At 66.9% G+C, this 12,174-nt stretch carries 8 protein-coding genes; 6 read left to right on the top strand and 2 right to left on the bottom strand.

Going from position 1 to position 12,174, the window contains the following annotated elements; translation table 11 throughout:
• Window positions 1-245 precede the first annotated feature (245 nt).
• On the bottom strand, window positions 246-983 hold the full coding sequence (locus JQ586_RS34180) for a FadR/GntR family transcriptional regulator (RefSeq protein WP_249148531.1): 738 nt from the start codon (window positions 981-983) through the stop codon (window positions 246-248).
• Between the two features lie 155 nt (window positions 984-1,138).
• Here JQ586_RS34180 and JQ586_RS34185 point away from each other — a divergent pair, with 155 nt between their 5' ends.
• Genes JQ586_RS34185 through JQ586_RS34200 form a run of 4 tightly spaced genes read left to right on the top strand, consistent with a single transcriptional unit; the run spans window position 1,139 to window position 6,339 of the window.
• Entirely contained in the window at window positions 1,139-2,170 is a 1,032-nt protein-coding gene (locus JQ586_RS34185; RefSeq protein WP_212399037.1) for a TRAP transporter substrate-binding protein, read from the top strand.
• A 16-nt stretch (window positions 2,171-2,186) separates the two neighbouring features.
• Window positions 2,187-4,037: a TRAP transporter large permease subunit gene (locus JQ586_RS34190; RefSeq protein ID WP_212399087.1), complete on the top strand. Its 1,851-nt coding sequence runs from the start codon at window positions 2,187-2,189 to the stop codon at window positions 4,035-4,037.
• Window positions 4,038-4,049: 12 nt separating this feature from the next.
• Window positions 4,050-5,027 carry an NAD(P)-dependent oxidoreductase gene (locus tag JQ586_RS34195; protein ID WP_212399038.1) on the top strand — a complete coding sequence of 326 codons (978 nt, stop codon included), beginning with the start codon at window positions 4,050-4,052 and terminating at the stop codon, window positions 5,025-5,027.
• A 28-nt stretch (window positions 5,028-5,055) separates the two neighbouring features.
• The gene (locus tag JQ586_RS34200; protein WP_212399039.1) at window positions 5,056-6,339 is read left to right on the top strand and encodes an MFS transporter; all 1,284 of its coding nucleotides are present in this window, start codon (window positions 5,056-5,058) and stop codon (window positions 6,337-6,339) included.
• A gap of 21 nt (window positions 6,340-6,360) precedes the next feature.
• On the opposite strand, the gene JQ586_RS34205 is transcribed toward JQ586_RS34200, so the two are convergent.
• The gene (locus JQ586_RS34205) at window positions 6,361-6,975 is read right to left on the bottom strand and encodes a TetR/AcrR family transcriptional regulator (protein WP_212399040.1); all 615 of its coding nucleotides are present in this window, start codon (window positions 6,973-6,975) and stop codon (window positions 6,361-6,363) included.
• Window positions 6,976-7,042: 67 nt separating this feature from the next.
• On the opposite strand from JQ586_RS34205, the gene JQ586_RS34210 reads away from it, so the two are divergent.
• The gene (locus JQ586_RS34210; RefSeq protein WP_212399041.1) at window positions 7,043-8,275 is read left to right on the top strand and encodes a cytochrome P450; all 1,233 of its coding nucleotides are present in this window, start codon (window positions 7,043-7,045) and stop codon (window positions 8,273-8,275) included.
• Between the two features lie 190 nt (window positions 8,276-8,465).
• On the top strand, window positions 8,466-12,155 hold the full coding sequence (locus tag JQ586_RS34215) for an AsmA-like C-terminal region-containing protein (RefSeq protein ID WP_212399042.1): 3,690 nt from the start codon (window positions 8,466-8,468) through the stop codon (window positions 12,153-12,155).
• The last annotated feature ends 19 nt before the right edge of the window (window positions 12,156-12,174 follow it).

The raw sequence follows: 12,174 nt of genomic DNA on the forward strand, positions 1-12,174 counted from the left end.
GTGGTCCTACCCCCGTGCTTTCTACCTTGCACGGGGCCCATGGGTGCGATCGGCACCCGGCTTTCCCTGCGCCCTCTCCGAGAGAAGAGGGCGAAACGAGATGCAAGCCTCGGACACGTCGTGCCGCGAGAATGCGCATGTACGACTCGCAAGCCGCGCCACGCATTCAGCGTCGTTCCGGCGAACGCCAGGACGACGATGCGGAAGCAGCGATCGGTTCATCACGATCATCGCCACAAACATTCTCATCGCTGCGCACGCGCCGCCGTCTCGAACTCGCGCCCCCTGATCCGCACCAGATCATCCGCCGAATGCGTCAGCAGCTCCACCGTCGCTTCGCGCGCGGCTTCGGAGTGGCCCGCGGCGATGGCGTCGAGCACCGCCTTGTGCTCAACCAGCGCCCGGGGGCGGTGAGCACCAGTGGCGGCGATCGCAAAGCTCCGGCGCAGGGTGATCTCGAACATCTGGGCGATCGGCCAGAAGAACTCGTTGCGGGTCGCGAAGTAGATGCCCTGATGGAACGCGATGTCGGCCATGACGAACGCCTCGTTGGCCTCGGCCGCTGCCATACCCTCATAGCCGGCGCGGATCCGCGCGATGTCGTCCTCGCCGGCATGGATCGCGGCGAGCGCGGCGGCGGCCGGTTCGACCGCGCTGCGCAGCTGGAACAGCTTGGCGAGGTAGCGGTCCATGTTCTCGGTCTCGAGATGCCAGCGCAGCACGTCGGGATCGAGCTGGTTCCACTGCTCGGGCGGCCGCACGCGGGTGCCGCTCTTCGGCCGCGACTCGATCAGGCCCTTGCCGGTGAGGGTGCGGATTGCCTCGCGCACCACGGTGCGACTGACATCCATCATCTCGCAGATCTGCATCTCCGGCGGCAGCGTCTCGCCGACGCCGATCTCGCCGCGCACGATGCTGCTGCCGACACGGTCGGTGACCTGGCTGTGCACGTTCCGGCGCAACGCGCTGTGTGTCTGGAACATCGGAAGCCTCGCTGCGGTTGGTGCGCACTTGCGCAGCCCGGTTGCGCCCTTGCGCGACTTGATTTGTTTTGTCATACATTAAGACAAATAGCCTGCCAAGCTCGCGAACGACCAAGGCTGCGGGCAACACACATCCGTTCCTGGGGAGGAGCACCATGACGTCGAAGCGCTTCAGCCGCCGTATCGTATTGCAGTCGTCGGTCGCAGCGGGCGCGTGGCTCGCCGCCGCGCCGGCGCTGATCGGCCGTGCCGAGGCCGCGACCATGAAGATGCGATGCTCGTCCTCGCTGCCCAACGATCCCAAATACGCCAACGGCCGCGTCTACTACGACAACCTGGTCAAGAGCCTGAAGGCCAACGGGCTCGGTGAGCAGATCGACATTTCGTTCTTTCCCGACAACCAGCTCGGCCAGGAGATCGACGTCATCAACTCGGTGAAGTTGGGCGTGATCGACCTGATGGTGTCGGGCTCGTCGATCTCGGCCAACCTGGTGCCGCTGGTCGGTACCTTCGACCTGGGCTACCTCTTCACCAGCTTCCCGCAACAGACCAAGGCGTTCGATGCCGGCGCCGCGAAGCCGATCGAGGATGCGCTGCTCAAGGGCGGCAACATCCGCATCATCGCCTGGGCCTATAATTTCGGCGCGCGCAGCGTGCTGGCGAAGAAGCCGGTGAAGACGCCGGAAGATCTCGCGGGCCTGAAGATTCGCACGCTGCCCAATCCGATCATCACCGAATGCCTGCGGCTGATGGGGGCGGCGGCAACGCCATTGGCGTTCGGCGAGATCTACACGGCGCTGCAGGCCGGCGTGCTCGACGGGCTCGAGCACGATCCGCCGACCATCCTCGCAAGCAAATTCTACGAGACCTCGAAGAACTACGCGCTGACGCAGCATAACTTCTCGCCGCTCGCGATCTATTTCAGCGACACCACCTACAACCGGATGGATCCCAAGCTGCGCGAGGGTTTCCTCGATGCCGCGAAGAAGGCCGCGATCGACACCCGCGCGCACGGTCTCGCGGTGGAGAAGGAAGCGTTGGCCGCGCTGACGGAGAAGGGCGTCAGCGTCGTCGAATGCGACAAGGAGGCGTTCCGCAAGCGGGTGCTGCCACAGACCGACAACTTCATCAAGGCGCGGCCCGAGGCGAAGGCCGTCGTCGATATCATCCGCGCCACCCAGGCCTGAGGCTGATACGATGTCGATGGCCGCAGCCGTGCCCGGCCGCGCCGGCTTCCGGATCACTGCGCCGCTGCTCGCCGCGAGCGATGCGATCGCCGCGGTCCTGCTCGCCGCCGACCTCGTGGTGGTCTGCGTCTCGGTGCTCGCCCGTTTCTGGTTCAACGCGCCGGTCGAGTGGTCCGACGATGTCGCGCGCGGCCTGATGGTCGGGTCGAGCTTCTTCGGCGCGGCGAGCGCGCTGGCGCGCAGCGAGAATCTCGGCGTCGCCTTCTTCGTCAACATGCTCCCGGCGGGGGGACGGCGCGTCGTCGATGCGGTCGGCGCGCTGCTGGTCACGATCGTGGCCGGCTACGTCGCGTTCAACGCCATCAAGATGGGCTGGCTGACCACGGGGCAGACCTCCGGTTCCGGCCTGCCGCTGGAATGGACATTCTATCCGATGGGTGTCGGCGCGCTGTTCATGACGGTGTTCGCCCTCGAGCTGTTCTGTGGCCGCTCCCTGCTCGACATGATCGCGGGCCTCGTCGTGACCGGCGTCATCGTCGGTCTCTATCTGGCTTGGGATGCCTTCGCGCCTTCCTCGGTGCCGTCATCGCAGACGCTGATGCTGGTCGGCTTCTTCCTCACGCTGTTCGGCGGACTGCCGATCGGGTTTGCGCTGGCGCTCGCCGCGCTGATCTTCATCTGGGTGGAGGGCACTCTGCCCGGGGTTATCTTCGCCCAGCAGATGGCGCGCGGCATCGACAATTTCGTGCTGCTCGCGATCCCCTTCTTCATCCTGGTCGGCTACCTGATGGAAGCCAACGGCATGTCGGTGCGCCTGATCGAGCTGTTGCAGCGTGCGGTCGGACGGATGCGCGGCGGGCTCAACGTCGTGATGGTGATGTCGATGGTGCTGTTCTCGGGCATCTCGGGCTCGAAGATGGCCGACGTCGCCGCGGTCGGTTCGGTGCTGATCCCGGCGGCACGGCGCTCGCGGCAGAACCCGGGCGGGGCGGTGGCGCTGCTCGCCGCGTCTGCCGTGATGGCCGAGACCATTCCGCCGTGCATCAACCTGATCATCCTCGGTTTCGTCGCCAACCTGTCGATCGGCGGCCTGTTCGTCGCCGGCATGCTGCCGGCCGCGCTGATGGCAGTGGCGCTGATCGCGGTGTCGATCATCTTCGGAAAGCGCCCGGCTGACAGCGGCGACGCCGCGCCGCGCGCGGCGGTGTCCGGCCTGTGGACCGGCGCGATCGCCTCGTTCGGGCTGATCTTCATGATCTTCTTCGGCTTCAAGAGCGGTTTTGCCACCGCGACCGAGATCTCGGCCTTCGCCGCGGTCTATGCCATCGCGGTCGGCAGCCTGCTGTTCCGCGAGCTCGGCATCAGGAGCCTGGCGCACTGCTTCGTGCAATCCGCGACCCGTTCGGGCCTCGTGCTGTTCATCGTCGCCGCGGCGCAGTCGCTGGCCTTCATCCTGACCCTGCAGCAGGTGCCGCATGCTGTCGGCGAATTCATGCTCTCGGTCTCGGGCAGCCATGGCGTCTGGCTGTTCATGGTGCTGTCGATCGCGGTGCTGGTGGTGATGGGCTCGGTGCTGGAAGGCGCCGCGGCACTGATCATCTTCGGCCCGCTGCTGTTGCCGGTCGCGGTCAAGCTCGGCATCGATCCGCTGCATTTCGGCGTCGTGCTCGTCATCGCGATGGGGCTCGGGCTGTTTGCGCCGCCGCTCGGTCTTGGGCTCTACGGTGCCTGCCTGATCGGCAGCGTTCCGATCGAGCAGACCATCAAGCCGATCACGGGCTATCTCGGCCTGCTGTTGCTGTGCCTCCTGGTGATCGCCTTCGTGCCCGCCATCAGCACGATGTTGCCGCACGCGCTGGGCTATTAGGAGGCTATGCGCTTGAGAGTTTTGCTCGCTCATACCCCGCAGATGCGCCGCGATTACTACGGTGAGCGCAGCCTGAACGGCTTGCGTGCGGTCGCCGACGTCAAGCTGCACGAGGGCGATGTGGCGCTCGACGCGGCGGCGCTGGTCGAGGCCGCAGCCGATGTCGATATCATCGTCGCCGATCGCATGACGCAGGGCCCGGGCGAAATTTTTCCGCGCCTGCCGAAGCTTCGCGCCTTCGTGCGCTGCGCGGTCGACATCCGCAACATCGACGTCGCGGCGGCGTCAAACGCCGGCGTGCTGGTGACGCAGGCAAGCCCCGGCTTCGTGCAGTCGGTCGCCGAGCTTGCGCTCGGCTTCATGGTCGACCTGTCGCGCGGCGTGTCGCGCGCGACGGCCGACTACCATGCCGGGAGCAAGCCTGACGTCGTGATGGGCCGGCAACTCGCCGGCAGCACGATCGGCATCATCGGCTACGGCGCCATCGGCCGCCATCTCGCCGGCATTGCCAAAGTGCTCGGCATGACGGTCATCGTCGCCGATCCCTTCGTCACGATCGATGATGTCGCGATCCGGCACCTGCCGCTCGACGATCTCCTCGCGCACGCCGACTACGTCGTCTGCCTTGCGGTCGCGAATGCGCAGACCGAGAACCTGATTGGGGCGCCCGCGCTGGCGCGGATGCAGAGGCACGCGTTCTTCATCAATCTGTCACGCGGCAATCTCGTCGACGAAGCGGCGCTGGCGGTGGCGCTTCGCGAGAAGCGCGTTGCGGGTGCGGCGATGGATGTCGGCCGCGCACCGGACCAGATGCCGACCCCGGAGCTCGCGAAGCTGCCCAATGTAATCGCGACGCCGCATGTCGGCGGCCTGACGCCGCCGGCGATCGAACACCAATCGTCGGAGACGGTGCGCCAGGTCGCAAAAATCGTCGCCGGCGAGATTCCCATCGGGGCCGTGAACGCCGATCGCTGGATGCGGCGGCCCTAGGCGACGAACAATCTGCTACAAGGTGACCATGCGGCTTCCCTTCTTCTACGGCTGGATCATTGTCGCGGTGACGTTCGTCACCATGGCGATCGGCGTCAACGCGCGCACCGCGTTCTCGCTGTTCTATCCGCCGATCATCTCCGAGTTCGGCTGGGAGCGCGGCGTCACGGCCGGCGCGTTCTCGTTCGGCTTCGTGGCCTCGGCGATCGCCAGCCCGCTGATCGGACGGCTGATGGACCGCGGCGGACCGCGCGCGGTGATGGAACTCGGCGTCGTGTTGATGGCATCGGGCCTGTTGCTGGCGCCGCTGACCTCGCAGCCCTGGCACCTCTATCTCACGATCGGCGTGCTGGTCGGTGCCGGCAGCGTCTGCCTCGGCTATTCCGGCCAGTCGCTGTTCGTGCCGAACTGGTTCCTGCGCAGCCGTGGCCTCGCGCTCGGGCTCGCTTTCGCGGGCGTCGGCGTCGGTTCGGTGACGCTGCTGCCGTGGGTGCAGCACATGATCGAGCAGACGGGATGGCGCACCGCCTGCACCGCGATGGGGATAGTCGTGCTGGTCGTGCTGGCGCCGATCAATCTGCTGCTGCACGAACGGCCCGAGGACATCGGCCTGCGGCCCGACGGCGATGCCGCGCCGACCTCGGCGACCGCGGCCAAGGCGGCTTCGAACGTCGTCGATCCGGTCTGGGCCGGCACCGACTGGACGCTGCAACGTGCGCTGCGCACCGCGCGGTTCTGGTGGATCGCGCTCGGCTATTTCTGCGGCCTGTACATCTGGTACGCGGTGCAGGTGCACCAGACCAAGTTCCTGCTCGACATCGGCTTCAGCTCCAGCGTCGGCGTCTGGACCCTCGGCATTGTCAGCCTGCTCGGCATTCCCGGCCAGATCTGGCTCGGGCATCTCTCCGATCGCATCGGTCGCGAATGGGTCTGGGCGATCTCCTGTGTCGGCTTCGCGATCTGCTTCGCGGCGCTGGTCGCCTTGAAATACTGGCCGGTGATGCCGCTGGTCTATCTGATGGTGTTCACCCAGGGCGCGCTCGGCTACGGCCTGACCTCAGTGATGGGGCCGGTGGTGCTGGAGATCTTCCAGGGCAAGCACTATGGCAGCATCTTCGGCACGGTCATGCTTGCCGCGCTGGCCGGCGGCGCCGCAGGACCCTGGATCACCGGCCAGCTCTACGACATCTCGGGCAGCTATGGCGCCGGGTTTGCGCTCGGAATCGTCGTGAGCCTGCTGTCGGCGTTCGCGATCTGGCAGGCCTCGCCCGGCAAGGTACGCGCCGTCGCCGGAAAGATGAGCCAGGGGTAGGGGGGTGCGCCCTTGTGCTTGCTACGGTGCATCGAATGCGACGCCGATCGCCGCTCGCAGGTCGTCGGCCGCGCGCAGGAAGCTGTCGGCCGGCGTGGTCTCGGGATCGATCAGACGATGCAGGCGGAAGCCGTCCTCCAGCGCGAGCAGGATCGCCCCGACCCACGCGGGATCCTGGAAGGTCTTGCCGGTGTTCTTCGCAGTGGTTTCGACGATCTCGGTGATCATCTGCCGGCGCGCACGCAGGCGCTTGGCGAGTTCCGGCCGGCGTTTTTCGGCGCGCGCCACGAACAAGATCATTTCCATGTGCAGCAGCGGCGATCGCCCGAGCGGATCCTGCCGCGTGCGATCCATGTTTCTGAAGGCCGCGATGTAATCGGCCGGGTCCTTGTGCTTGGCGAGCAGGTCGAGGCAGCGTCGGATCGACTGCTCGACGTGATCCTCGAGCATGGCGATGATCAATTCGTCCTTGCTCTTGAAGTTCGAATAGAAGGCGCCGCGCGAGAAGCCGGCGGCCGCCGCGATCGCCTCGATGCTGACGCTGCCGATTCCCTGCTCCTCGAACACATGCGCCGCCGCTTCGAACAGCTTCTCGCAGGTATCGTCCCGTGTCGGCCTGGTGCGCACCCTTGACATCGGCGCAGTTTAGGGCACAATGCAACTCAATACAAGAGTGTATCGAGTTGCCCATGGAGCGATCACCATGAACGAGCACGTACAGTCGATGAGCAGCGACCCGCTCTTCAATCCGCTGGCGCCCGAATTCATTCGCAATCCCTATCCGCATTACGAGCGGTTGCGCACCCACGACCCGATGCACGTCAACGCGCACGGCGCCCACGTCGCCAGCCGCCACGCCGAGGTCAGCCTCGTGCTGCGCGACAAGCGCTTCGGCAAGGACTATGTCGACCGCACCATTCGCCGCTACGGCCCCGACATCATGAAGGAGCCGATCTTCCGCAGCATGGGCCACTGGATGCTGCAGCAGGATCCGCCGGATCATACCCGCCTGCGCGGCCTCGTGGTGAAGGCCTTCACCGCGCGCCGGGTCGAGGACATGCGGCCGCGCATCCAGCAGATCGTCGACGAGACGCTCGACCGCATCATTCCGCAAGGAAAGATGGACCTGATCGAGGATTTTGCCTTCCGTCTGCCGGTCACCATCATCTGCGATATGCTCGGCATCCCTGAAGAGCATCGCGAAGCCTTCTACAAGGGCTCGCGTGATGGCGGGCGCGTGCTCGATCCGGTGCCGTTGTCGCCCGAGGAGATCAAGGAGGGAAACGCCGGCAATACGATGGCGGCGATGTATTTCAACCAGCTGTTCGAGCTCAGGCGCAAGCAACCGGGCGACGATCTCACCACGCAGCTGGTCCAGGCCGAGGAGGATGGCCAGAAGCTCACCAATGAGGAACTCACGGCCAACATCATCCTGCTGTTCGGCGCCGGTCACGAGACCACGGTGAACCTGATCGGCAACGGCCTGCTCGCGCTTCACCGCAATCCGGACCAGCTGGCGCTGCTCAAGGCCGAACCCGGCCTGATCACCAACGCGATCGAGGAATTCCTCCGCTACGACTCCTCGGTGCAGATGACCGGCCGTGTCGCGCTGGAGGATATCGAGGACCTCGGCGGCAAGCGCATCCCGAAGGGCGACGCCGTGCTTTGCCTGCTCGGCTCGGCGAATCATGACCCGGCTGTTTACCCCGACCATCCCGAGACGCTCGATATCAGGCGGCCGAACGTGAAGCCGCTGTCGTTCGGGGGAGGCATCCATTTCTGCCTCGGCGCCCAGCTGGCGCGGATCGAGGCCGAGATCGCGATCTCGACCCTGCTGCGCCGGATACCGGACCTGCGTCTCGATGACGCGGAAAATCCGGAATGGCGGCCGACCTTCGTGCTGCGCGGGCTGAAGCAGCTGCCTGCGCGATGGTGATCCGCCGGGTTTCCCGGGAAGCGGCAAGATCCGGCGCGCACGCGCCGTTGACCTGATAGCGCCGTCCGGCCCGAAGTCACGGCAGCAAAGCCGCTGTGACTTCGCCATACTTGCCTCTATATATTGAACTGCTCCGGCCCAGGATTGGCGTGCGCAGGCCGCAAGCGGAGCGGGTTCAAAGGGAGACACCGTGCAGACGACACTGCTCGGCCTGGCAATCGCCTTCATCCTTGCACTGGTGGCCGCGCTGGTCGGTCCGTATTTCGTCGACTGGAACCAGTTCAGGCCGCAGTTCGAGGCGGAGGCGAGCAAGATCGTCGGTGCGCCGGTGCGGGTCGCCGGCGATCTCGACGCGCGCCTGCTGCCGGCTCCCTCGCTGCGCCTGAAAACCGTCACTGTCGGCGGCGCAAACGACCTCGGCAAGGTCCGCGCGGCGAACCTCGCTGTCGAGTTCAGCCTGGGCTCGCTGATGCGCGGCGAGTGGCGCGCGACCGACCTCACGATCAACGGCGTGTCGCTCGATCTCGGGCTCGATCCCAAGGGGCGGATCGACTGGCCCGCTTCCACCGGCGCCTTCAGCCTGGCCTCGCTTGCGATCGACCGGCTCAACCTCACCGGCCGCGTGGCGCTGCATGGCGGCGCGAGCCGCAGCACGCTCGAGCTCAACGACATCGCCTTCAGCGGCGACGTCCGTTCGCTCGCCGGCGCGATCCGCGGTGACGGCAACTTCATGTTCGAAGGCAACCGCTATCCGTTTCGCGTCTCGTCGGGGCAAGGCCCTGACGGCAGCGGCACCCGCGTTCATTTCAGCATCGATCCCGGCCAGCGCCCGTTCTCGGTCGATCTCGACGGTGTCCTGAGCTTCGAGGCGCGCGCGCCGCGATTCGACGGAGCCGTCGTGCTGGCGGGCACGCCGACCCGGCGCGGCGGGAGCGACACGCCGCCGTGGCGGATCGCGGCCAAGGTGAAATCGGACTATTCGGCGGCGCATCTCGACCAGGTCGACGTGAGCTATGGTGCCGAGGATCGCGCGCTGAAGTTCGCAGGCAATGGCGATATCCAGTTTGGCGCGGCGCCGCTGCTGCGTGCCTCGCTGACGGCACGACAACTCGATGCCGACAAATTCGCTGGCAAGGACGGCCAGGACGGCAATACCGAGCCGGCGCAAGTGTTGCCGGTGTTGCGCGGCTTCGTCGCGGGCCTACCGCAATGCCCGATCCCGGTGCAGATCGAGCTGGCCGCCGAGCAGATCATGCTCGGCGGTCGTCCGCTGCAGGACATCTCGGCCGAGCTTCATTCGGAGGCGAAATCCTGGACGGTGCGCAGTTTGGAGTTTCGCGCGCCGGGCTCGACGCGTGTCTCGATGAGCGGCGCGAGCGCGCAAGGCGCAGCGCCCAACGGCTTCAAGACTGCGCTCGACATCGAATCCTCGGACCCCGATGCGCTGATGACCTGGCTGCAGGGCCGCAGTGACCTTGCCTATCGCAGCCAGAAGCCGCTGCGGTTGCGCGGCGACGTCACTGTGTCGCCGGCGGGCTTCGCGATCGACGGCATGAAGGCGGAGATCGAGGGTGGCGCGGTCGAAGGCCGGGTCGCCGTCTCGCATCGCGCGAAGGCCGAAGGATCGAAGGTCGAGGCACAGCTCAAGGCGGAGCGGCTCGACCTCGATGCGACCGCGGCCTTCATCCGTTCGCTGGCCGGCCCGCAGGCCGAATGGCCCGACGAGGCGCAGCTCTCGCTCGCCGTCGGGGACGCGATATCGGCGGGGCAGGAGTTGCGGCCGCTGGTCGCGAAACTTGCCTATAGTCCAAAGGACATCGTGCTGGAGCGGGTGAAAATCGGCCAACCCGGCGACGTCGCGCTCGACGCCAGTGGCCGCTTCGATCGCACCAGCGCGACCGGCAAGCTCGCGCTCGACGCGACGGCCGCTTCGCTCGGCCGCCTCGTCGCGATCGTGCAGCCGTTCGCACCGTCGTTTGCCGCGCGGCTCGGCGCGCTGCGCGCCGATGCCGGTCCTGTCAGGGCGAAGCTCGCGCTCGATCTCGGCAACGGAAAGACCGCCGACCGGACGGCGGCGCAGGCGACGCTCGATCTCGATGCGCCGCAGGTCAAGGGACACACCGTGCTGTCGGCGACGACGCCGGCTGCTGCGATCCGTGGCTTGGATTTCGACACGATCAGCCGCAGCGATCTTGCGCTCGAGACGAAATTCACGGCCAGCGATGCCAATGCCCTGCTGGCGCTGCTTGGACTTGATCACGTCGTCGCAGCTGGCGCCGGAGCGGCGCAGTTCGAGGGCACGATGAACGGCGCGTGGCACGCGCCATTGCGGCTGAAGGCGAGGCTCTGGGGGGCGGGACTTGATGCTGACGCCGAGGGGACCGCGGAGCCGTGGGCCAAGGACTCCAGGTCCAGCGTGAACCTGCGCATACGCAGCGCCGATCTCAGTCCGCTGCTGCAGCTGAAACCGTCGGACAATCTCGGGAGCATTCGCCTCTCCTCGCGGGTGATGCTGGCGGGAGACAAGGTGACTTTCGACGATCTCGACAGCATCGTCGCCGGCTCGCGGCTGCGCGGACGGCTGGCGGTGACGCTTGCCGATCAGAAGAGCGTGGAAGGCGAAATCGGTCTCGATCAGATCGCGCTGGCGCCGACCTTTGCGACCGCAATCGGCGTGACGGGACATGATGCGGCGGACCCGCTCGGCCCGGGCCTCGTCAATGGCTGGCGCGGTAAGGTCGCGTTCGAGGCCTTGCGCGGCATGCTGCCGGGCGGCTCCGAACTGCAACCGGTCAGCGGCATTATCAAATCGGACGGCCAGTCACTGACCTTCGACGGCATCAAGGGCAAGATCGGAGGCGGTGAGGCGTCGGCCACCGTCGATGCGCGGCAGGGGCCCGGCGGACTTGCTGTGAACGCGAACGTTCAGCTCTCCGGTGTCGACGGGCCGGCGTTGCGCTATCGCGGCCTTGCGATACCCAAGAGCCGCGCGTCCATGCAGATGACGTTGCTCACCCAGGGGCGCAGCGCCTCGGCGCTCACCGGTGCGCTGTCCGGCAGCGGCACCGTCACGCTGGACGGTGTGACGCTCAACGGCCTCGACCCGCGAGCGTTCGACGTCGCTATCCGCGCTAGCGACACGGGCCAGGCAACCGACGACATCAGGCTGAAGCAGATCGTCGAGCCGGCGCTTACAGCCGGCTCGCTGTCGATCGCATCGGCGCAAATTCCCTTCAACATCCGCGACGGCCGCATCCGTGTCGGCGCCACCACGCTCGCGGCCAATGGTGCCAATGCCACCGTATCCGGCGGCTACGACATTCCGGCAGATCAGGCCGACATCCGCGCCGCGCTGGCGTCGACCCAGGTCGGAACCGTCAACAGTCGCCCGGAGATCCAGTTGCTCGCCGTCGGCACGCCGGACGGCTTGACGCGAAGCCTCGATATCGCGGCCTTGTCGTCGTGGCTTGCGGTCCGCGCGATCGATCGCGAGACCAAGCGGCTCGACGCGATCGAGCGCGGCGAGCCGCCGCCACCGCCGGAGCCGATGCCGGCAGCGATTCCGCGACCCACCGAGCCAGCTCCCGAGACACCCAACGCCAATTCCGCGGCATTGCCGCCGACGGATGTACCGCTGCCGCGCCGCGCGCCGCCCAAGCCGAAGATCGTGGCGCCGCGCCCGCCGGTCGTCCCTCCGGTGGCGACGGCGCCCGCCGTCGTGCCGTCAGCACCGACCGCGAGCCAGCCACAGGTCGCGCCGTTGCCGCCGCCGATCGAGGTCAAGCCGCCGCCCGGCGCGCTCAGGCCGCGGCCGCGGCCGCCATTGTCGCTGACGCCACAGGTCGCCAATCCGCCGCCGCGTCCAGCAACACAGAACTAGCGCGACGCGTTCTTGCGAC

This window comes from Bradyrhizobium jicamae (assembly GCF_018130215.1).
Lineage (GTDB): Bacteria > Pseudomonadota > Alphaproteobacteria > Rhizobiales > Xanthobacteraceae > Bradyrhizobium > Bradyrhizobium jicamae_A.